The 21,495-nt window shown below is 66.1% G+C and carries 15 protein-coding genes; 5 read left to right on the top strand and 10 right to left on the bottom strand.

All coding sequences use genetic code 11. The features are described from left to right. Positions 1-63: 63 nt before the first annotated feature. Positions 64-3,708: an AsmA family protein gene (locus AC0L3C_RS13810; protein WP_473408233.1), complete on the bottom strand. Its 3,645-nt coding sequence runs from the start codon at positions 3,706-3,708 to the stop codon at positions 64-66. A 139-nt stretch (positions 3,709-3,847) separates the two neighbouring features. Further along, positions 3,848-5,077 carry a cytochrome P450 gene (locus tag AC0L3C_RS13805; RefSeq protein WP_473408232.1) on the bottom strand — a complete coding sequence of 410 codons (1,230 nt, stop codon included), beginning with the start codon at positions 5,075-5,077 and terminating at the stop codon, positions 3,848-3,850. Between the two features lie 129 nt (positions 5,078-5,206). Here AC0L3C_RS13805 and AC0L3C_RS13800 point away from each other — a divergent pair, with 129 nt between their 5' ends. From AC0L3C_RS13800 to AC0L3C_RS13785, 4 genes are all read left to right on the top strand, one after another. Beyond that, a complete protein-coding gene (locus tag AC0L3C_RS13800; RefSeq protein ID WP_473260597.1) occupies positions 5,207-5,812 on the top strand; it encodes a TetR/AcrR family transcriptional regulator in 606 nt (201 codons plus the stop codon). Positions 5,813-6,000: 188 nt separating this feature from the next. Continuing rightward, complete coding sequence (locus AC0L3C_RS13795; RefSeq protein WP_473260599.1) at positions 6,001-6,537, top strand: hypothetical protein; 537 nt, start codon at positions 6,001-6,003, stop codon at positions 6,535-6,537. Between the two features lie 60 nt (positions 6,538-6,597). Next, positions 6,598-6,951 carry a hypothetical protein gene (locus AC0L3C_RS13790; protein WP_473260601.1) on the top strand — a complete coding sequence of 118 codons (354 nt, stop codon included), beginning with the start codon at positions 6,598-6,600 and terminating at the stop codon, positions 6,949-6,951. Between the two features lie 16 nt (positions 6,952-6,967). After that, the gene (locus AC0L3C_RS13785) at positions 6,968-7,393 is read left to right on the top strand and encodes a hypothetical protein (protein WP_063995279.1); all 426 of its coding nucleotides are present in this window, start codon (positions 6,968-6,970) and stop codon (positions 7,391-7,393) included. 75 nt (positions 7,394-7,468) lie between these two features. On the opposite strand, the gene AC0L3C_RS13780 is transcribed toward AC0L3C_RS13785, so the two are convergent. The 5 genes from AC0L3C_RS13780 to AC0L3C_RS13760 form a co-directional block, all read right to left on the bottom strand. After that, positions 7,469-7,924, bottom strand: coding sequence for a hypothetical protein (locus AC0L3C_RS13780; protein ID WP_473279066.1), 456 nt, complete (start codon positions 7,922-7,924; stop codon positions 7,469-7,471). A 118-nt stretch (positions 7,925-8,042) separates the two neighbouring features. Then, a complete protein-coding gene (locus AC0L3C_RS13775) occupies positions 8,043-9,416 on the bottom strand; it encodes an HD-GYP domain-containing protein (RefSeq protein ID WP_473260606.1) in 1,374 nt (457 codons plus the stop codon). A gap of 127 nt (positions 9,417-9,543) precedes the next feature. After that, positions 9,544-12,129 carry an EAL domain-containing protein gene (locus AC0L3C_RS13770; protein ID WP_473408231.1) on the bottom strand — a complete coding sequence of 862 codons (2,586 nt, stop codon included), beginning with the start codon at positions 12,127-12,129 and terminating at the stop codon, positions 9,544-9,546. A gap of 142 nt (positions 12,130-12,271) precedes the next feature. Next, positions 12,272-13,564 (bottom strand): MFS transporter, encoded by a 1,293-nt coding sequence (locus AC0L3C_RS13765; protein ID WP_473408306.1) that lies wholly within the window; start codon positions 13,562-13,564, stop codon positions 12,272-12,274. A 136-nt stretch (positions 13,565-13,700) separates the two neighbouring features. Next, positions 13,701-16,091, bottom strand: coding sequence for a bifunctional diguanylate cyclase/phosphodiesterase (locus AC0L3C_RS13760; protein ID WP_473408230.1), 2,391 nt, complete (start codon positions 16,089-16,091; stop codon positions 13,701-13,703). A 316-nt stretch (positions 16,092-16,407) separates the two neighbouring features. On the opposite strand from AC0L3C_RS13760, the gene AC0L3C_RS13755 reads away from it, so the two are divergent. Then, positions 16,408-17,574: an ABC transporter substrate-binding protein gene (locus AC0L3C_RS13755; RefSeq protein WP_473408229.1), complete on the top strand. Its 1,167-nt coding sequence runs from the start codon at positions 16,408-16,410 to the stop codon at positions 17,572-17,574. Between the two features lie 6 nt (positions 17,575-17,580). On the opposite strand, the gene AC0L3C_RS13750 is transcribed toward AC0L3C_RS13755, so the two are convergent. From AC0L3C_RS13750 to AC0L3C_RS13740, 3 genes are read right to left on the bottom strand one after another with little or no spacing between them, the layout of a single operon-like run. Further along, on the bottom strand, positions 17,581-18,558 hold the full coding sequence (locus AC0L3C_RS13750; RefSeq protein ID WP_473279060.1) for an NAD(P)-dependent oxidoreductase: 978 nt from the start codon (positions 18,556-18,558) through the stop codon (positions 17,581-17,583). Between the two features lie 12 nt (positions 18,559-18,570). Continuing rightward, complete coding sequence (locus tag AC0L3C_RS13745; protein ID WP_473279059.1) at positions 18,571-20,448, bottom strand: TRAP transporter large permease; 1,878 nt, start codon at positions 20,446-20,448, stop codon at positions 18,571-18,573. Between the two features lie 7 nt (positions 20,449-20,455). Then, positions 20,456-21,487, bottom strand: a complete 1,032-nt coding sequence (locus tag AC0L3C_RS13740) for a TRAP transporter substrate-binding protein (RefSeq protein ID WP_473260621.1) — start codon at positions 21,485-21,487, stop codon at positions 20,456-20,458. Positions 21,488-21,495 lie beyond the last annotated feature (8 nt).

Raw genomic sequence — 21,495 nt, 5'->3', positions numbered from 1 at the left:
TCGCCTCGCCGAAGCGGCTTCGGCCGCGCAGGCGGGCCAAGCCCGGGCATGACGGACTATCGCCTACGGATTCTGTGGCGTCAGGACCAGCGGCGGCTTTGGCTTGGGCTTTGCGGGGGGCGGGCCCGGGGCCGGCCTGACGTCGATCGGCGGGGGCAACGGCGCGATCTGCGTGCTGGCGAGCGGCGGGCTTGTCAGTGGAGGGCTTGGCGCTGCGGGAGCGGCCTGCGGCGCCTTGGGTGTCGGCGCGACCCTGATATCGGCCTTGGTCTTCGGCGGCGGCGCACGGCGCGGATCGCGGCCGGGCATCGGCACATCCGGCAATGACGGCTCCGGCGCGGGTTCGGGCGACACCAGTGTCGGCAGCGCGGCGGTCGCCGGCGGCGGCTCGCCGCGCTCGATGGCGTCCAGCCGGCGCGTCTCGCGGTCGATCGTGCGCACCGCAAGCCACGAGGACAGCGGACCGACATCGACCGTGCGGTTGAGCCTGTCGGGGGGACCGGCCGCGAACAGCTGGATTTCCGGCGGCGCGCCAGAGAGCCCGGTCATGATCGGCGTCAGGCTGGCGCGGATGTCGGCCTGGTCGGCGGGGATGTCGTAGCCGCCGGAGACGATGGCGCGCGCGTTCTTCGCCTCTAGCGACGTTGCGCCGACGCGCAGGCGCCCGTCGCGGATCGTGAACGGGATCTGCGCCGAGGCCACTGCAATCGGGCCCGCCGACAGCGCGGGCTCGACCAGCTGCCGCAGCCGGTTGTCGTCGGAAACCTGGCCGCCGTCGCTGGCGCGGATGGCGATCTCGAAGGCGCGCGGATTGAGGCCGGAGATTTCGGCGGATTCGAGCGTCACCGTGCCGTTGCCGGCGAGCGCACCGGTGAGCGCCGCGACGCTGCGCCCCTGGCTGGTCAGCGCCATCTGCGCCGAGGCGCGCCCCTTCGGCAGCGCGAGGTCGCGATAGCGCAGCGCCGCCGCGTCGACATTGCCGAGCTCGATACGCGCGTTCAACGTCAGACCATTGGCGCCATTGCGCGCATCGAGGCTTGCCGACATCTCGCCGCCGCCGACGCCGCCCTTCAGCGCGTCGAGCGCGAGCGACTGCCCGTCGCTCCGGACCGTACCGCCGAAGGGGCGCAGCTCGATGCCGCCGGGCAACGTGCCGTGCAACGCCTGGAAGGCGACGCGGCCGCGCCAGCCGCCGAGAAGCCCGGCACTCAGCGGCGCATTGGCATCGTGTCCGGCCGCGCCGATGGCCATCGCGAGCGCCGGCACGAGGTCGAGCGAATCGAGGCCGACTTCGCCGTCGACGGTCTTCTCCTGATCGAGCGTCACCGCCAGATGACCGCGCAGATGCGAGCCGGCCAGGGTGCTGTCGAGATCGTTGAAGGTCAGGCGGTTGCCGGAGAGGCCGACGCGCGAGGACAGATTGACGCTCTGCACCGATTTATCGGCGGGGCTGGTCCCGAACAGCGGGGCCAGATTGGCGTTGCGCACGCGCAAATTCACGCTGCCTTTCGGCTCCGACAATTCGACGTTGCCTTGTGCGTCCGCGTCCAGCCCGCCGCCGCTGAGTTTTGCGTTCAATTGCAACTGATGGCGCCACGCGCCGCTCAAGCGGCCTTCGAACTGCGAAGCGCCCTCGCCTGCGGCCACCACGCGATCAAGCCCGAGCAACGCCAGCAGCGCACTTCCCTGTGGTGTCGAGACTTTCGAATCCAGCGTGAAGTCGCTGTTGCGCAAGCGCTCGATGTCGATGCCGTTGACGGCGGCCACCGGCGTCTGCGCGGCCAGCGTCGCGGTGGCCCTGAGCTGCGGCGCGTCGAGCTCGACCACCGCACGCGCGTCGTTGCGATCGGCATGCTCGGCGTTCTTGTCAAGGCTGAGGTCGAGCTTGAGGCGGGTCGCACCTGGCAGCGACGGGATGGCGTCGAAGCGCGCGCGCACCGACGGCGCAAACGGCTCGAGCAGTGCGGTGAGATCGCGCAGCGAGTTGGCGGAGGATTTCAGCGCGAGCTTGCCAACGGCCTTGGCGCGGTCGAAGCTGCCGCTCGCTTCCGTGGTCACGCCGCTGGCCTGGCCGAACCGCAACTGCTCCAGCGAGAGCGATGCCGGGCCGTAGCCGAGTTTCGCGGTGAACGGCCGCAGCTCTTGGCCTGCCGAGATCGCGCGGCCGATATCGAGCGACAGCTTCGCTTCCTCCGGCCATTCGCCCTGCGGCCCCGAAAGCGCCCGCACAAAACTCGCGGCGGCATCGAGGTCGAGGCGGTCGGCCTTGAGCTCCGCGTCGATCCGCGAGCCCTTGCTCGCGCCGGTCTGGACGAAAGCGATGCGGCCTTCGACCGCGCCGCCCTCGATCTCGGCCTTCAGCCTGTCGATGGCGAAATGGTTGGCGGCGATGGTCACGTCGCCGGCAAGGCGCAGCGGCCGCGTGCTGCGGCGGTTGACCTCGCTGCGGCCCTGGAGCCATGCCACTAGCGTATCGGGATCGGAGGAATCGACGCTGAGACGGCCGCTGAAACTGTCGGCGCCGGGCGTCGCGCCGTTGAGCGAGAGCTGCGTCTGGCCTGGCGCGCGCAGTTCGAGCCGCTGGAAGGTCCAGGATCGTCCGTCGGTTGCAAGCTCGGCCGTGATGTTCTGGAGCGGCCGGCCGCCGAGCATGATCTGGTCGGAGTTGAACTCGATCTGTGCCGGGATCGGCGCCTGCGGGATTGCTGCTAGCCCTGCGCGGAGCGCCGGAAGGATGCGCTGCGGCTCTGCATCGTTCTTGGCCGTCAGCTTGTCGGCATCGACCTGGCGCGCCGACAGCACCGCACGCAGCAGCGGCGAAGCGCCGAACCTGATATCGCCGACGCCGCCGAGCTTCAGCGCGGAGTCTTCGGGCCCGAAGCTGGCATCGACCTGCTCGAACTTGGCGCCGGCCGGATCGGCCTTGAGTTTGGTGGTGAGCTTCCAGGGCATCGGCCCTGCCTCGCCCGGCTTCTTCGGCGCGGGCACCGCGAGCGTCAGCGCGCCCTCGAATTTCGGCAGGCGATTGTCGAAGGCGAGCACGCCTTCGAGATCGGCCAGGATGGCGCGCTCGCCGGGATCGATGTTGACATGAAGGCGGGTGGCGTTGCCGTCGGCGCTCGGGCCGGAGGAGACGCGGAACGGATAGCGCACGCCGCTGAGGCCAAAACTGCCATCGCCGCGCACCGAGCCGGCCAGCGAGCGCACGTCGCCGGAGAAGGCGATGTCGTTGAGCTCCAGCGTCGAACGGCTGGCGGCATCATGCAGGGCGATGCGGCCGGTGAGGTTCAGCCGCTCGATCGCCAGCGACGCCAGATTGAAGCTGCCGCTCGCGGTGGAGGGCAAATCGACCCGCCCGCGCGCATCGAGCCCGAGATCGACCGCCATGCCGTTGACCGAAAGCTCGGTGGCGCGCCATTCGCCGCGCATCAGCGAGCTCAGGCTGAACTCGACGTCGAGCTTGTCGGCGCGCAGGCGGCCGAGATCGTTGTTGCCGCCGAAGGTGACCCCGCGCAGCCGCAGCGTCGGCGCCGGCAACAGCCGCGCGTCGAGCTCGCCCGCCACTCGCACCGGCACGCCGATGATCCTGCCGGCCTCTGCTTCGAACTGGGGCCTGAACTGGTTCCAGTCGACGAAGTAAGGTCCGATCAGAGCGGCCAGCAGCGCTAAGATAAAGGCAATCGCCAATCCGAGCAGCGTCGTCTGCACGGGTCTCCCCTCGGCCAAACCGGATGCGGGCCTTGCCTGAGCCGCAGGGCCTCAGACGTACCGGAACAGCCCCTTATATAGGGGGAAGTGTGGCGAAGTCACAGCGACTGTTGCGCGCGGAGGTTAACGCGGGCAGCTATCACCAGCTCGCAGGTAGCCGCTTCAGGCCGCGCAGCACGAAGGTCGGCCGCCATTCCGGGTTTTCGAGGTCGTCGATGCGCAGATCGGGCAGCCGCCGCAACAGCGTGGCGATGGCGATCTCGGCCTCGAGCCGGGCCAATTGGGCCCCCAGGCAGAAATGGATGCCGCCACCGAACGACAGCGGCCTCACGTTCTGGCGGGTGACGTCGAGCCGGTCGGGGCGGTCAGGATAGACCGCGGGGTCGCGGTTGGCCGAGCCCAGCAGGCAGAGCACGGTCTCGCCCTTGGGGATCTTGGCGCCGCCGAGATCGTCGATATCCTCCAGCGCGACCCGCCCGGTCATCTGCACCGAGGAATCGTAGCGCAGAAACTCCTCGATCGCGCCCACCATCAGCTCCGGCTGCGCCTTCAACAGCGCGAGCTGGTCCGGATTGCGATGCAGCGCCAGCAGGCCGTTGCCGATCAGATTGACCGTGGTCTCGTGGCCGGCGCCGAACAACAGGATGATGTTGGCGGTCAGTTCCTCGTTGCTGAGCTTGTTGCCGTCTTCCTCGGCCTGCACGAGGTGGGTGATGAGATCGTCGCCGGGATTTTTGCGACGCTGCTCGAACAGCTGCTGGAAATACATCTGCGCCATCATGTTGCCGGCGTTACCCTTGGCGATCTCCTCCTGCGAGAGCGGCACGGGGTCCAGCAGCCGTCCGCCATCGCGCGAGCTGTTATAGAAAGTCTCGCGATGGTCCTCGGGAATGCCGAGCATGTCGCAGATGATGGTGACAGGCAGGCGGAAGGCGAAATCCTCGATCAGGTCCATGTGGCCGCGGTCGGTCACGGCATCGATGGTCTGGTCGACGATCTGCTGGATGCGCGGCCGCATGTCCTCGACGCGGCGGGCGGTGAAGGCCTTCACGACGAGGCCGCGCAGGCGGGTGTGGTCGGGCGGATCGGCCTGCAGCATCCAGTGGCTCATGCTGCGGAAGACCGGCTCCTCCATGATCTTTTCGCTATAGCGGCGCTTGGAACGGCCGACGAAATCCTTGCCGAAGCGCTTGTCGCGCATCACGAGGCTGACATCGGCATGGCGGCTCGTGACGAACTGGCCGAACGGCGTCACGTGAATCGGATAGATCGCGCGGAGCCGGTCATAATGCGGATAGGGATCGCGGATGAAGTCCGGCGACAGCGGATTGAACAGCGGACCGCCGGTGCCTTGCACATGCTCGTTCATGGTGACCTCATAGCGGTTGCCGCATGAATCGCATACGCCGGGCGGCCCCTCTTGCGCAGCGTAACCATCCCTGAATTATCAACTCGATACATTGTTGTATCGAGTTGCATTCTGCCCTAACCTGCTCCGATGTCAAGGGTGAGAACCAGGCCGACCAGGGACGACACGCGCGACAGGCTGTTCGAGGCGGCCGCGCGAATGTTCGAGCAAGACGGCATCGGCGGCGCCAGCATCGAGGCGATCGCGGCGGCGGCCGGATTCAGCCGCGGAGCGTTCTATTCCAACTTCAAGAGCAAGGACGAACTGATCATCGCCATGCTCGAGGACCATGTCGCGCAGTCGATCCGGCGCAACATGGACATCCTCGCGCAGCACGACAATCTCGACGACTTCATCGCAGCGCTGAAGGCGATGGATCGCACGAAGCAGGACCCGCTCGGCCGCTCGCCCCTGCTGCACATGGAGATGATCCTGTTTGTCGCGCGCGCCGAGAAGCGCCGACCGGAGCTTGCAAAGCGGCTGCGGGCGCGGCGCAAGCTGGTCGCCGACATCGTCGAGGCCACGCTGAAGAGCAACGCGAAGAGCGACACGCTCAATCCGCCATGGATGGCCTCCGTCGTGCTGGCGCTGGAAGACGGCTTTCGCCTGCACCGCCTGATCGATCCGGAGACGACGCCGGCCGATAGCTTTCTGCGCGCGATCACGGATCTGCGGCGCAGGACGGGATTGTCGTAGGACTAGCGCTTTTTTCAGAACTTCGCTGTTCCCGCTCGACATTGGTTCGCTGCGCTTCGCAGCTGGAACCTGGCCAGGATCACGCGCGCGCATTTTCCACTTCGTCGTACCCATCCAAGGAACGTTTGTGCGGCTTACCACTTTATCCCGAGCCTGTTTTGGCAATTTGATCATTGGAGGAGACAACGATGAGGATTCTGAAATTGAGTGCGGCCGCAGCTGCGCTGCTGGCCGGTACGGCGCTCGCGATGGCGCAGTCGAGCTCGACGGTCGGCACGGGCGGCTCGTCAGCCGGCGGCGGCACCAGCAACTCGACCGTCGGCACCGGCGGTTCATCGGCGGGTTCGGGCAGCGGATCGGGCTCGGCCTCGACGCTTGGCACCGGCGGTTCGTCGGCCGGTGGCGGCACCAGCAGTTCGTCGATCGGGACCGGCGGCTCCGCCGCGGGCTCCGGCAGCGGCTCAGGCTCGGCCTCGACGCTCGGCACCGGCGGTTCGTCGGCCGGTGGCGGCAAGAGCTCGTCCAGCGTCGGCACGGGCGGCTCTGCGGCCGGCTCCGGCTCCAACTCGGCATCGACGCTCGGCACCGGCGGCTCGTCGGCCGGCGGCGGCAAGAGCGGCTCGACCGTGGGAGCGGCCGGCTCCTCCGCCGGACATTCCAGCGACATGGGCATGGAAAAGGGCAAAGGCCACCACAAGGACGAGATGAAGAAGGACAAGGACTGACATCCCGGCCGGCGGAGCGGCAGCAATGCCGCTCCTTCGTCCTTCCTGAGGAGGACTGGCATGAACAGATCAATCGTTGCGATCGCAGTTTTGACTTTGATGAGCGGCGCCGCCGTGGGGGAGACCATGCAGAAAACCGGCAAGACCGCGTCCGGCGAGACCTGCCGTGTCACGGTCGAAAAACATCCCGACGGCAGCATTACCGCGCTGGGCTCATCGGGTTCAGGCACAACCGGCTCGACCTCATCGAGCGGCTCGCTGTCGAGCTCGAGCTCGGCCGGCGGATCGTCGGTGCACGTCCAGGCCGGTGGCGGCAACGTGTCGAGTTCGTCCTCGACGGCCGGCGGCCCGGGTTCGACCAGCGCGAGCACCGTCACAGTCAACGGCTGCACCATCTCGACATCGTCGCCATAGCAAAAGGATTTGACAGATGAGAATGTTGATCGCGACCTCGTCGGTCGCACTCCTGCTCGCCGCCTCGCCGTTGTCTGCGCAAACCAGCATGACTGGTGGCACCGGCGGCTCGGCTGCGGCCGGCGGCACCTCGGCCAGCACACTCGGCACCGGCGGCACGTCGACGTCGGGCTCCGGGCAGACCGGCTCGTCGATCGCAGCGGGCGGCAGCGCCGCGTCTGCGAACGGCAAGGCGCAGTCCGGCACCAGCATGAACAAGGGCAACGGTCCGGTGCTCAATTCCAATGCGCGCGCGCAGGCGCATGAGGGTGGCACGTTCAGCCGCTCCCACACCCGCACCAAAGTGAAGGCGGGCGAGGAGGTCGGGTCCACCACCAAGACCATGTCGCACGTGCCGGGCTCCAAGCCGACCATGTCGACGACATCGACCAATTTGCGCTGAACCATCCTCACGAGACTGCTGCCCGCGATTTGCGGGCAGTTTTTCTTTGTGAGCAGGTCTTTCTTAGTGAACGGATCAACCGCCGCTCAGCGTGTGGCTGACGCGGGTCACGAGTGCATCCCACTGCCGCTTTTCGGCGGCCGGATAGTTGATCAGCACGCAATGCACGTAGCGGCGGCCAAAGTTGCAGCGGTTGTACCAGATCTTGCCGCCCCGGGTGCTGGAGACCACGAAGAAGCGCGGCGTGATGCGCTTGTAGGTGATGCCGGACGGCGGATTCTTGCGCGCCAGGAAAGCCGCCGGTGAGCTGCCGTCGCTTGGAACGGCCTGCACCGTCAAATCCGCCCGGCCGTCGCTGGTCCGGTACTGCATGCCATAGCCGTCGGGCCGACCGGCTTGCTCGGTGAAGATGGACGAAGGGATGTCGACACTGGTCCCGGTCTCGGGAATGCGATAGCCGCTCCAACTCTCCGCACCGGCGGCAGCCGGCAAGGCAGAGAGCATCACAAGGATGGTGGCGATCTTCTTCATCGTATGGCCCGGTTTGCGCTGGTGGGCCGACAACGTGGGGAAACGCCGGACGTTCCTTTCCGCGGCATGAACGCGCGTTGCGCCGGACGTTGCAAGCCCGGATGACGACGGATCCTCGTCAAGCCGCGAGCGTCTCGTCCACACGTCCAAGAGCCCGGCGAAGAGCCGCAAAGCAGTCCGCGTCGATTTGGGTGCCGATCATCTCCGACATGATCGCAAGAGCTTTCGTCACCGGCATCGCAGCCCGATACGGCCGGTCCGCGGTCAGCGCATCGAAGATATCCGCGGTTGTGATGATTCGGGTGTCCAGGCAGATCTGGTCTCCCACGAGCCCGCGGGGATAGCCTTTGCCGTCCAGCCGCTCGTGATGCGCCCCGGCGATCGGCGCGAGATCGCCAAACGCGCCGATGCGCGACAGGATCGCTTCCGAATGCGCGGAATGCTTGCGCATGATCTCCCATTCGTGGTCGTCAAGCTTACCCGGCTTGTCGAGGATTGCGTTGCTGACGCCGAGCTTGCCAATGTCATGCAACAGCGCGGCCCGCTTGAGCCAGCGGCGCCGCTCGGCAGTGAACTCCAACTGCTCCGCAATCATATCGGTAAAGAGCGTGACGCGCTCGCTGTGGCCGCTGGTGTAGGGACTTTTGGAATCGACCACCTGGGCGAAGGCAGCCGCGATGTCATCCAGATAGTCCTCATCCACCGGCACGCTCGCCTGCTGCGGCAGCAGAGGCACAGTCTCGGGCCCATCTTCAGTGCCGAGCATGTCCCAGAATCCAGGCCGCGCCGCGATGCGCTCAAAAGCGGCGACCAGGTCTGGATCGAACCAGGTTCCGGCTCGATTCCGGGCCTCACGAAGGGCGGCTTCGGGACCGTTCGCGATGTAGAACACATCGACCACCTGAGCCAACAATGCGAGGCGGGAATAAATCGGGATGGCCGTTCGGGCAAGGCCGAGCGGCTTGCCGCCGCCATCCCAATGCTCGTCGAGATTCTTGATGCCGTCGGCGACCGGCTCGGAGAAGCGCATTTTGCGGGCGATGTCGGCGCCGCGATGGCAGCGCGTCTCGATCAGCTCGCGCGCGATCTCGCCGCCGTTCTGGAAGATGTTGACGATGGCGCGAAACCGTTCGGCCAGGCCGGCTTTCAGCCCGGTATGGCCCAGCACGAAACGCAGCGCCTGCGGCAGGCTGCCGTCAATGAGCTTGAAATCCTGTTTGAAGGAGAGATCATCGGTCAGATACAGCTCGCAAATGCGCGCAGCGTTGCTGCTGCAGCCGAGATCCTTCAGCAACAGCGCGTAGTAAAGTTCGACTATCGCGTCCTCGTCGAGGCCGATCTCCCTGCCGATCAAGACGCCGATGCGGCTGCATCGCACGCAATGTCCGGCCGGCTGCCCCTCGGAGAGATCGAGTGCGTGGCTCAGCGCACCCAGCAGTTCGGAAAGCGTGATCCGATCGAGCGGCTTGGGGGCGTGCAGGATGGGGTCCATCGACGGGGGCTCCGGGGCTGGTTCGGCCTGTGAAGACGCGGATCACATCACATCACCAGCCGATCAACTGATCACCAGAGGATTAACAAGAGGTTTGTTTGGGGGGTGATCTGTTCGAAGTGACGCCCTACGCCGACCGCTTCGCCGTGGGCGCGCCGGCCGGTGCAATGTCGAGACGAGCCAACATCGCCTGCGCCTGCTCGGCGCAGTGCTCGATCAGCCAGCGCTCGAAGGCTACAGGCGCGAGCGCGGGCGCGTAAAGAAAGCCTTGCACGACGTCGCAGCCGAGTTCGGCCAGCACCTTGCGTTGCGCCTCGGTCTCGACCCCTTCGCCGACGACGGTCATGCCGAGGCCCTGCCCGACGCGCACCACGGCGGTGGCGATCGCGAGCGCGCCAGCGTCACGCTCGATGTCGCGCATGAAGCTGCGGTCGATCTTGAGCTCGCGGATCGGCAGATGGGCGAGCCGGCTGAGGCTGGAATAGCCGGTGCCGAAATCGTCCACCGAAAGCCCGACGCCGAGCTCCCGGATCGCGTTCATCGTCTCGAGCGCGGCGACGCTGTCCTGCATGAACGCGCCCTCGGTGATCTCGAGCATCAGCGCGTCCGCCGGCAGATCGTATTCGGCGAGGATGTCCTTGAGCCGCGCGGCCAGCGTGACGTTGCGGAAATTGATCGGCGACAGGTTCACCGACACGGATGGAATGTCGAGCCCGGCGCGACGCCAGCTCGCCATCTGCCGGCAGGCCTCGCGCACCGACCACAGGCCGATCTGCTCGATCAGGCCGCACTCTTCGGCGAGCGGGATGAATTTTGCCGGCGAGACGTCGCCGAGCTCGGCATCATGCCAGCGCGCCAGCGCCTCGACGCCATGGATCGCGCCGTCGCAGCTGCGGATCTGCGGCTGATAGCGGAGGGTCAGCGCGCCCTCGGCGATGGCGCGGCGCAGCGCCGCAATCAAGGCCAGCCGCTGCTCGGTGAGCCCGTTCATCTCGGCGCTGAACAGGCGATGGGTCGAACGTCCCGCCTGCTTGGCCATGTACATGGCCGCGTCCGCCTGCTGCATCAGGGTGTCGATGTCGGTCGCATGATCGGGATAGAGGCTGACGCCGATGCTCGCCGACATCTGCAGCTGCCTGGAGCCGAGCCGCAGCGGCGCGGCCAGCGCTTCGGTGATTCCGGCCGCGACGCGCTCGGCACCCTCGGCGTTGCGCCGCGGCAGCAGGATGACGAACTCGTCGCCGCCGAGCCGCCCCAGCATGTCCTCGGGTCCGATCTGCTCGCGCAGGCGCTGCGCCAGCTGGATCAGGAGCTCGTCGCCGGCGGCATGACCGAGCGTGTCGTTGACGTCCTTGAAATGATCGACGTCGAGGAAGGCCAGCGCGACGTGGCTGCCGGTCGGGCAGGCATCGATGGCGGTGGTGATCAGGCGCCGCAATTGCGCGCGGTTCGGCAGGCCGGTGAGGATGTCGTGATAGGCGAGCCGCGCGATCTCGGCGCGCGCTTCCTTGCGCTCGATCGCGAAGGCGCCGAGATTGACGCAGGCCTCGACGATGCGCCGATGCCAATTGCTCGGCGCGCGGGGTTCCCGGTAGTAGAAGGCGAAGGTGGCGATGACCCGTCCGTCCTTGGCCTTGACCGGCGTCGACCAGCATGCGCGCAGGCCAATCGCGAGCGGCATCGCCTTGTAGGGCTGCCAGCGCGGGTCGGTCTCCAGATCGGTCGCCAGCACCGGCTCGCCGTAGAAGGCCGCGGTTCCGCACGAGCCGACATTGGGCCCGATGGCAATGCCCTCCAGTACGCGGGAATAGTCCTCGGGCAGGCTTGGACCGCCGAGCGGATGGATCAGGCCCGCGGCGTCGACGTGCAGCAGCGAACAGACGACGTCGGGCGCCATCTGCTCGACACGGCGGCACAGCCGGTCGGCGATCTCGCCGATCGGAACCTCATCAGCGAGCGCGCCCATGATGAGCTGCTGCAGCGAGCGCAGCTGCTTGGCCTCGGTGATGTCCTCGAGCAGCGCGAAGAAGTGCTTGACCTGGCCCTTCCTGTCGCGGAAGGCATCGATGCGGGCGCAGACCCAGATCTCCTCGCCGTCCTTGTCATAGGCGAGCATCTCGATCTCGCCGCGGTGGCCGCCATGCATCAGGCGCTTGACGAGTTTCGCAACAGCCTTGCGATCGGTGTGGCGGCCGGCGATCAACCCCCTCGCACGGCGGCCCTCGGCCTCCTCGCTGGTGTAGCCGAACAGCGTCGTGAAGGCGGAATTGACATAGACGATGTTCTGGTTGGTGTCGGTGATGAGCACCGCGCGGTTGGTCTGGTCGGAGACGGCGTGGAGAAGCCCGATCCTGACGCGGCGTTCGGCGTCCGCGGTGACGTCGCGCGCGAACACGATGCGATAGGCAATGCCGCCACTTGCAATGGATGAAAGCGAGATGGCCGCGCGGATCCGGCTGCCGTCACGGCGCACCAGGCTGATCTCGTCACGGAATTCCGCACACGGTTCGGCCTGAAGGCATTTGAGAGTGAGAATTTCGGAATCGTGACCGAGCACGTCAGCGCGTGCGAGATTCCAGATCCGCTCTGCACCGGCATTGAAATGCGTGATGCGATGCGCGCTGTCGACGATGACGATGCCCTCTTCGGCGCGTTCGAGCGCGGCCAACAGCACTTCCGGAGTTTCTGTCATGGCACAATCGGAGGCGGACATCGCTAGACCCGGAGGCATCGGGAAGATATTGCAACCGAGGCTAGCGCCGCGATGGTGTCCAAGACGTTTTTGCAGTCCCGTCGCAACGCGACATGCTTAACATTCCGCAAAAGACGGGAAGGTAATGCGGTGCGTACGGAACCTATTCGGCGCCGCCGCCCGTCTGAAGCTTGCCGGCGACGGCGCGCACCTTGCGCGGCGCGGCTTGCCAGATCGAGAGCGCCGATAATCCGCTCACGACGATGGCGACGCCAAAGGCGAGCGTGTAGTCGCCGGCCCGATCGTAAAGCAAGCCGGTGACCCAGGGACCGGCGGCGCCGCCGGCCAATGCTGCCAGCATGATCGTGCCGAAAATGCTGCCCTGGTGCTTGCCCTGAAAAATCTCGAACACCACCGCGCCCATGATCGAGGTCAGGCCGTAGCCGAGCGCGCCTTGGGTGAACACCATGAGGTAGACCAGCCACAATGACGGCTGGAATTTCAGAGCCATCAGCGCCGCGAAAGAGATCGCAAAACCGGCGCAGCTGATCGCCCACACCCATTCCCGCCCGATCCGGTCGGAGACATGGCCGAGCAGGATCTGGCCGGGAATGCCGAGCAGGCTGACGATGCCGAGTGCCCACACCGCGACACCCGGGTTGAAGCCGATGTCGAGCAGGAATTTGGTCTGGTGCACCTGCACCGCGTACCAGATGTAGAGGCCGCAGAAATAGCCGAGCGCGATCCACCAGAACCGCGTCGTGGCGACAGCGGTTCGGAGCGTCCATTCGGTCCGGGCCCAGACGGGATCGACGATGTTGGAGGCCGGTTTTGCGGCGCCCGCGGCCGGCGCGGCATCACCGTCAGGCCGCAGACCGATATCCTCGGGGCGCCTATGCAGGAACAGATTGATCGGCGCCAGCACGATCAGGATCATCAGGCCCATCGCGGTGCAGGCGGTGCGCCAACCGGTCCCTTCGATCATGTGCTGCACCCACGGCAGCAGCGTCACCGAACCGATGCCGACCCCGGCGAAGGCGATGCCGATGGCGAGGCCGCGCGTGCGGATGAACCAGTTCGGCAGGAACAGCGACTGGCCGGAATAGCCGAGGCACACCGACCCGGCGCCGACCATGACGCCGATGGTGACGTAGAGATGCCAGGGCTGGCTCGTGAGCGGCGCGAGCAGCAGTCCGCCGCCCATCAGAACCACGCCGAGCTCCATCACCGCACGCGGCCCGGCGCGGTCCATCAGCCGGCCGATCAGCGGGCTGACCATGCCCGATACGACGAAGCCGAAGGAAAAGGCGCCCGCGGTGACGCCGCGCTCCCAGCCGAATTCGGAGATGATGGGAGGAAAGAACAGTGAGAAGGCGGTGCGCGCGTTGACGCCGATGGCCATGGTGACGAAGGTCACCGCGACCACGACCCAGCCGTAGAAGAACGGAAGCCGCATTGTGTGTTTCATCCCTGGACGGTCCTTCCGACCATCCGGGACAGCCCGGGTCAAGGGTTTTTCGCGCATGACCGTTGAGCGAGAGCGCGATGGATTCGAGAGCGGTTTCCCGTGGCCCGTCCTTCGAGGCGGGCGCTCAGGCCGCGTCGCGTTGGGACGGTTTGACCGGCGCGTCGAACAGAATCCGTTCGATGGGGTGCGGGCGGCCGAACAGATAGCCTTGCGCGAAATTGACGCCGAGCGCCTTCAGCCGCTCGTACTCCTCGCGGGTCTCGACGCCTTCGGCGGTGACCGACATGTCCAGCCCGCGTGCCAGCGTCACGATCGAGGAGATGATGGCGGAGCTGCGCGGCTGATGCGTGAGGTTGCGGATGAACGACTTGTCGATCTTGATCTTGTCGAACGGGAACGCGGTCAGATAGCTGAGCGACGAATAGCCGGTGCCGAAATCGTCCAGTGCGAGCGCGATGCCGATGCTCTTCAGCCGTTCCATGAAGGCGTGGTTCTCGACGCCACGTTCCAGCAGCACGGATTCCGTGATCTCGATCTCCAGCCGCTGCGGCGGCAGCCCGGAATCCGCGAGCGCCGCGCTGATCATCTCGAACAGCTCGGCCTCCTTGAACTGGATCGGCGACAGGTTGACGGCGACCGCGAGGTCGGTGGGCCAGCCGGCCGCGTCCGCGCAGGCGCGTCGCAGCACGAACTCGCCGAGCGGCACGATCAGCCCGGTCTCCTCCGCAAGTGCGATGAACTGGTCCGGCGCAATCAAGCCGCGCGTCGGATGCCTCCAGCGCACCAAAGCCTCGAAGCCGCGCCGCGCGCCGCTGAGGGCGTCGACGAACGGCTGGTAGTGCACCTCGAGCTGGCACCGCGCGATGGCGTCGCGCAGATCGCCTTCCAGCGTGCTGCGCGCCTCGAGCTCGGCCGACATCGCCTTGTCGTAGATGGTGAAGCAGTTGCGGCCCGACGATTTGGAGCGGTAGAGCGCCAGGTCGGCCTTCTTCAGCAGCTGCTCCTGGTCGCTGCCGTGATCGGGCGCGATCGCAATGCCGATGCTGGTGCCGATCTCGACGCGGTGTCCGGGAAGAAGGAACGGCTCGGCCACGAGCTTGGCGATCCGTCCCGCCAGTTCGGTCGGGCAGACGCGTTGATCCTCGCAAGCTTCCTGGATGATGGCGAATTCGTCGCCGCCGAGCCGGGCCAGCACGTCGCTTTCGCGCAAAGCGGATTTCAGCCGCTGGGCGACCTGACGCAGCAGCGCATCGCCGGCACCGTGACCGAGCGAGTCGTTGACGTTCTTGAAGCGGTCGAGGTCGAGCATCAGGATCGAGAAGGTCGGACCGCCGTCCTTCAAACGGCCATTGAGCTCGTCGAGCCGGGCGAGGAAGAAGGCGCGGTTCGGCAATCCGGTCAGGATGTCGGTCTGGGCGAGTTCGAGCACCCGCCGGTTCGCCAGCGACAGCCGCTGCGAATTGCGGCTTGCGAGCATGAGATAGGTCGAAAGCGACAGCGTCAGCAGCATGCCGACGATCAGCACCGCGCCCGCGCGATCGTAAGTCGTCTCCAGCGGACCGCCGGCAGCCGGAACCGCCCGCACCTGCCAATCCATGTCGCCGATCTTGAGATTGCCCGACCAGTGCAGGGCCCGTGCGACGTCCCGCATCGACTGCGGCGCCGTGGCGGCCGACGAATAATCCGGCAGCATGTCCTCCAAACCGACGATCTGCCCCGTAAACGGCGGATAGACGTTGACGCTGACCGCGGGGCTTGCCCCGGTCGTCACGCGAATGGACTGGATCAGCAGCGGCAGGTCGAAGACGCCGACGACGAAGCCGGCGAGATTGCGGCGCCGGTCCACCACCGTGTCGCGCGACGTTCCCTTGGCGTAGACCGGAATGGCGACGAGGACGTCTGGCAGCCGGCCGCCCGCCTTCGGCTCGAAGAGGCGGGTGCGAATGGTCGAGACCCGGTCGGTGTCGCGTGCGCGCTCGAGGACCGCGCGGCGCTCCGGAATGGTCGCGTAGTCCATGCCGTAGACCGGAGACGTCTTCGGCTGGGTCGAGTAGAGCACCGGAAAATATTCGTCGCTCTGCGGCGCGGTCGCGAACGCATCGCCCTGGAGCGACTTGATGCGATAGCCGGACACGCCGTCCGTGATCGCTGCGGCCTCGTATTCTGCGCGCTCCTTGCGGTTCACGCGCGGCACCCAGGAGATGCGCAGCATGCCGGGGTGGCGCTCGAACAGGCGGGTGCTGAAGGTCTCGAATTCGCTGCGGGTGATCTCCTGGTTGGTCGATTCGAACAGCGTGCGCAGCGCGACGAGCCTGGAGATGTACTCGCCCATGCCGTTCTGCATGACGATCACTTCGGTCTCGGCCGCGTTCTCGAACTCGATCTTGTTGACGCGGCCTTCCCATCGCGCCACGGCGGCCGCAGCCACGACCGAAAACAGAAGACCGATTCCGACCGCGACGAGCGCAGGGCGATAGAGCCCGAGCAGCGGCGCAGCACGCCACCATCCGGTCATACGTCCCCGATCCTGATCGTTCTGATCCCGACCGCCCATTGCAGAAATCGCCGTCCCCTCTCCCGGCCATCCGAACCTCTGGTTGAGCCGCCGGAGCCACTATCGGAACAGGACCGCGGTTAAGAACTGCACAATTTCGGAACCCGGCTTTTCCGCATTAGCCGGCTTAGTTAATGAAGTGCAGGATGATCCGGACTTTGTCGAAGCAAGTTGCCGGTTTCCCCGGAGTAGTACGGAGCCGTCGATACATCGCCGATTCATCCCGCGGCGATAGCTTTTCCGAAGCTACTCACCGCACCCGGCAAGACTTTTCCTGATGTATCGATCTCGATCTGCCACATGCATCGTCATGACGGTCGCCCTCCTGGCGGCAATCATGCTGCCGGCGAAAGCCGACGAGATCGGCGTCAGCGAGGATGCGATCCTGTTCGGCCAGGCCGCAGCACTCGAAGGTCCCTCCTCCGCACTCGGACAGCGGATGCGGCAGGGCATCGTCGCGGCCTTCACCGAGATCAACGCCAAGGGCGGTGTCCACGGCCGCAAACTCCAGCTCATCAGCCGCGACGACGGCTACGATCCCGACCGCTCGGTAGCGCAGACGCTGCGGCTGATCGAGGACGACAAGGTGTTCGCGCTGATCGGTGCGGTGGGCACACCGACCGCGGTGGCGACGATACCGATCACCAGCGCCAGGAACGTGCCCTTCATCGGTCCGTTCAGCGGCGCCGAATTCTTGCGCGACCTCGAGCTTGCGAACGTGGTCAACATCCGTGCGAGCTATGGCGCCGAGGCCGAGGCTTGGGTCAAGCACCTCACGGAGGATCGCCATTTCACCCGCATCGCCATCTTCTACCAGGACGATTCCTTCGGGCGCGACGGCCTTTCCGGCGTGAAGCGCGCGCTTGCCAAACGCGGTCTCGAGCTCGCAGCCGAAGGCACCTTCGAGCGCAACACCCGCGCCGTCGCGTCAGCCTGGCGCACGATCAAGCGCGTCGAACCCGACGCGATCGTCATGGTCGGGACCTACGGTCCCTGTGCTGAGTTCATCAAGCTCGCGCACCGCAGCGGCGCCAATCCGACCTTCGTCAACATCTCCTTCGTCGGCGCCAATGCGCTCGCCAATGAGCTCGGCCCCGAGGGCGAAGGCGTCGTCGTCTCGCAGGTCGTGCCGCTTCCCTGGGATCGTTCGCTCAAGCTCGTCGCTGACTATCAGGCCGCGCAAACCGCGTTCGACCCAACGCTGACGCCGAATTTCGTGTCGCTCGAAGGCTACATCGCCGGCCGTCTCGCGGCCGCGGCGCTGGAACAAGCCGGGCCGCAACCGACGCGCGCGAACCTGCTGCGCGCCATCAACGATGTCGGCCGTTTCGACATCAGCGGCAGCATCGTCACCGTCGGCATGCGCATGCTCGACGCGCCACCGCAGGTGTTTCTGACGGTGATCCAGAAGGACGGGACGTTCAAAGCGGTGGACCGGCTGTAGCGCCGATCAGGGACGCCGCGTCCAGCGGTCGGCGTTCACGGCACCTTGCGGCGCTTCGCCTCTCACGATCGCTTCGACCTGGCGCACGGTTTCCAGCGACTGATATTCGATCGCCTGCGGCGTCAGTCCGCCGACATGGGGTGTGGCGATGACGTTGGGACACTTCGCGAGCTCCGGGCTCGGCATCTGGTCGGGCGCGCGGCCGACATCCATCGCGGCACCCGCGATACGATTCGCGAGCAACGCCTTCGCCAGCGCCGCTTCGTCGACGAGGTTGCCGCGCGAGAGATTGATGAATACGGCATGCCTTTGCATGCCCGCCAGCGCCGCCTCGCCTATCAGATTTTCGGTCTGCTCGTTGGCGATGGCAAGGCAGACGACATAGTCCGAATCGGCGAGGAGCTCGTCGAGGCTGACCTGCCGGATGGCGCTGTCGCTCACGGTCGCAAAGGGATCTGCGACCAGCACCTCCATGCGCATCACCTTGGCGATCTCGGCGAGATAGCGCCCGATGCTGCCATAGCCAATGATGCCGATCTTGCTGCCGGCGAGCTGACGGCCCATCCGCGCCTCCGGCTTGCGGCCGGCCTGGTAGTCGGCCGTCGCCCGGGATACGCCGCGGGAGAGATCGACCATGAAGCCGAGCGCGAGCTCGGCGACCGCTTGCACGAAGCCGGGCCCGGCGCGGGTCACGAGCACGCCGGCGTTCGAGGCGGCCTCGACATCGACGTTGCGGATGTCGACGGCGCAGCGGACGAAGGCGCGCAGGCGCGGCAGTTGCGCAAAAATCTCGCCGCGTCCTTCGGTCATGCGGTCGGCCACGATGATGTCGACATCTTTGGCAGCGCGCACGAGGCTGTCTGAGACCAGCGTCTCATCGCTCTCGTGCAGGACCACCTCGGCGGCCGCGCGCAAACCGCTCAGGCTGCGATCACCGTAGTAATTGCGGCGCATCTCCGGCGTGTGGGCCAGCAGGACTTTCACGGCAACACTCCCTCAATAGCCGAACGCGCGCGGCAATGCCGTGCTGAGCCATGGCACGAACGCGATCACGAGCAGGCAAAGGAACAACAGGCCGAGATAGCCCATGATCGGCTTCACCGTCTGCTCGATCGGCACGTTGCCGATCAGGCAGGCGCCGTAAAGCCCGAGCCCGAGCGGCGGCGCGAACAGGCCGATGCCCATCGCGATCACGAGCACCACGCCGAAATGCAGGGGATCGATACCGAGCTGCACGGCCACCGGCAGCAGCAGCGGCCCGAAGATGATCAGCGCGGCCGCGCCCTCCAGCACCGAGCCCATCACGATCAGCACGCCGATCGCGAGCAGGATGAACAGCCAGGTGCCAGAGGTCTTGGACAATCCCAGCATGAAATCGCCGACCGCATGCGGCACCTGCTGCAGGGTCAGCGTGAAAGCCAGCGATTGCGCCGCCGCGACGATGAACAGCACGAGCCCCGCGCGCGTCGCCCCCTGCACAAAACTGTGCGCGGCCGATGTGAAGCTGAGCTCGCGAAACACGACACTGCCGACGACGAGCGCATAGGCCACGGCAAAGGCCGAGATTTCCGTCGCGGTGGCAAAGCCGCTCTTGAAGCCGAAGAAGATCATGAAGATCAGGCCGAACGAGGCGATCGCGCCGCTCCACAGGCCCGACACCGGCATCTGCGGCGCCATGTCCTCGGCATCAACCGGAGTCTCAGTTGGAGTCTCAGTTGGAGTCTTGCCGAAGATGATGGAGACGGCGATCAAGGCCAGCGCCATCAGCGCCGCCGGCAACAGCCCTGCGACGAACAGGCCGCCGATCGACAAATTCGCGACGAAGCCCAGGATGATCAAATTGATGCAGGGCGGAATGGTCTCCGCCATCACTGCGGAGGCTGCGAGCAGCGCCACGGCGCCGCCCGGGTTCTGCCTGGAGCGGCGTGCGGCCGGAATCAGCACGGAGCCGACAGCGGCGACATCGGCCATCTTCGAGCCGGAGATGCCGGAGAACAGCACCATAGAGGCCACCATCACGACGTTGAGGCCGCCGCGCATGCGCCCGACCCCGCGCTGCAACAGCTCGATCAGCCGCACCGACATGCCGTTGGCTTCCATGAGGTAGCCGACGAGAATGAAGAACGGGATCGCGAGCAGCACGAAATTGTCGATGCCGCGCGCCATCTGCTGGGCGAAGATCACGCCGGGCAGTGCGCCCTCGACCCAGATGAAGATCAGCGCGGCCAGCGCCAGCGCAAAGCCGATCGGCAACCCGCCGACCAACGTCGCGAAGAAACCGATCAGCATAAGCGTTCCCGCCGACGGCACCGTGGCGGGCGACAGATAATCCCAGGCGAGATAGAGGCCGGTCACGACGGCAATCGCGATGAGGCCTCTGACGATGTCAGGGAGCGGCCTGGCGCAGAGCTGGTCGATCGCGAACACCGTCATCAACAGCGCGCCGGCGCCCATCGGGTAGAAGGTCAGCTCCAGCGGCAGGCCCGACCCGGTGGTCTGGCCCGCCGTCAGCGAACCGAGCTTGATGGAATTGTAGGCGACGTAGCCCGAGATCAGCACCACCAGCAGCGCACTTGCGGCATCGACCAGCGCGCGCAACCGTACCGGAGCCAGGTCGCGGAAGAAGGAGACGCCGACATTCTCGCCGCGCGCGAGCGCACTCGCCGCGCCGAAGAAGGCCGAGCCGACCATCAGTCCGCGTGCGACGTCGTCGGACCACTCCACCGGCGCGTTGAAGCAGAAGCGCAGCAGCACGGAACCGCAGACGACGAGGAGATCCGCGGCCAGCAAAATGGCCGCGATCGCGTCGCTGACGCGAAGCAGCAGGGCGATACTCCCGTGGCGGCCGCCCGAGAGAGGTACGGCAGCTGTCATTGCCACGTCAGGCCTGCGTGGCGCGGATGATGTCGATGACGGCCTTGGAGTCCGGCCGCGCCTTGATGAAGTTCTCGATCTGCGGCGCGACGCGCTTCTTGAACGCCTCGCGGTCGCATTCGGCCACCGTCACGCCCTTTTCGGTCAAAGCCGACAACGCCTCCTTCTCGACCGCGAGCCCGTGGGTGCGCGTGTCGGCCGCAGCCTTCTTCGCGGCATCCAGGAAACCCTCGCGCAGCTTCGGATCCATGCGATTGTAGGTCGTGTCGCTGAAATAGATCGCGAGCGGCGAGAAATTGTGCTGCGTCAGTGAATAGAATTTCGCCGTTTCGAAGAACTTGCTCGCCAGGATGGTCGGCGGATCGTGCTCCAGCCCGTCCAGCACGCCGGCCTGCAATGCCGTGTAGATTTCGCCGAAAGCCAGCGGCGTCGCGGCGGCGCCCATCAGGCGCAGGCATTCCGTGATGACGGGATTGGGCAAGGTGCGGATCTTGAGACCGGCGAGATCTTCCGGCGTCTTCACGGGCTTCCTCGCAAGTACGCTGCGTGAGCCGAAATTATAGGCCCAGGCGATGATGCGGATGTTGCTGCCCTTGAGCAGCGCGTCCTCGATCGGCTTGGCGGCGCCGGCGTCGAACGCCTTGGTCTGCTGCGGAAAGCTCGAGAACAGAAAGCCGAGGTCGTAGGTGCCGACCAGCGGCACCAGATTGGCCGAGATCGACGAGCCCGATACCATGAGGTCGATGACGCCGAGCTTCACCGAGTTGATGACGTCGATTTCCTGACCCAATTGGTTGTCGGGAAAGAACGCGACCTCGACCTGCTCACCGAGGCCGTTCGCCTTCAGGTTCTTCACGAGATTGTCGTAATAGACGCGGCCGTTGGCGAATTTGGGATCGTTCGGCAGCGAGGAGGAGCATTTCAGCTTCAAGGTCGCGGCTTCGGCGCGGCCGATGAGTGCGGGGGAGAACACGAGGCCGGCGGCAAGTCCCGTCGACGACTTGATGAACGCGCGACGGTTCACGGGCACGATGGACATAATGCGGT

The organism is Bradyrhizobium sp. WSM4872 (assembly GCF_055811715.1).
This window is presented reverse-complemented; position numbering and strand designations above follow the sequence as displayed.

Bases quoted from the DNA above. Each gene is read 5' to 3' on its own strand.
- AC0L3C_RS13805 (WP_473408232.1), bottom strand. From the start codon at position 5,077: ATGAACGAGCATGTGCAAGGCACCGGCGGTCCGCTGTTCAATCCGCTG.
- AC0L3C_RS13800 (WP_473260597.1), top strand. From the start codon at position 5,207: ATGTCAAGGGTGAGAACCAGGCCGACCAGGGACGACACGCGCGACAGG.
- AC0L3C_RS13795 (WP_473260599.1), top strand. From the start codon at position 6,001: ATGAGGATTCTGAAATTGAGTGCGGCCGCAGCTGCGCTGCTGGCCGGT.
- AC0L3C_RS13790 (WP_473260601.1), top strand. From the start codon at position 6,598: ATGAACAGATCAATCGTTGCGATCGCAGTTTTGACTTTGATGAGCGGC.
- AC0L3C_RS13785 (WP_063995279.1), top strand. From the start codon at position 6,968: ATGAGAATGTTGATCGCGACCTCGTCGGTCGCACTCCTGCTCGCCGCC.
- AC0L3C_RS13780 (WP_473279066.1), bottom strand. From the start codon at position 7,924: ATGAAGAAGATCGCCACCATCCTTGTGATGCTCTCTGCCTTGCCGGCT.
- AC0L3C_RS13775 (WP_473260606.1), bottom strand. From the start codon at position 9,416: ATGGACCCCATCCTGCACGCCCCCAAGCCGCTCGATCGGATCACGCTT.
- AC0L3C_RS13770 (WP_473408231.1), bottom strand. From the start codon at position 12,129: ATGTCCGCCTCCGATTGTGCCATGACAGAAACTCCGGAAGTGCTGTTG.
- AC0L3C_RS13765 (WP_473408306.1), bottom strand. From the start codon at position 13,564: ATGCGGCTTCCGTTCTTCTACGGCTGGGTCGTGGTCGCGGTGACCTTC.
- AC0L3C_RS13760 (WP_473408230.1), bottom strand. From the start codon at position 16,091: ATGACCGGATGGTGGCGTGCTGCGCCGCTGCTCGGGCTCTATCGCCCT.
- AC0L3C_RS13755 (WP_473408229.1), top strand. From the start codon at position 16,408: ATGTATCGATCTCGATCTGCCACATGCATCGTCATGACGGTCGCCCTC.
- AC0L3C_RS13745 (WP_473279059.1), bottom strand. From the start codon at position 20,448: ATGACAGCTGCCGTACCTCTCTCGGGCGGCCGCCACGGGAGTATCGCC.
- AC0L3C_RS13740 (WP_473260621.1), bottom strand. From the start codon at position 21,487: ATGTCCATCGTGCCCGTGAACCGTCGCGCGTTCATCAAGTCGTCGACG.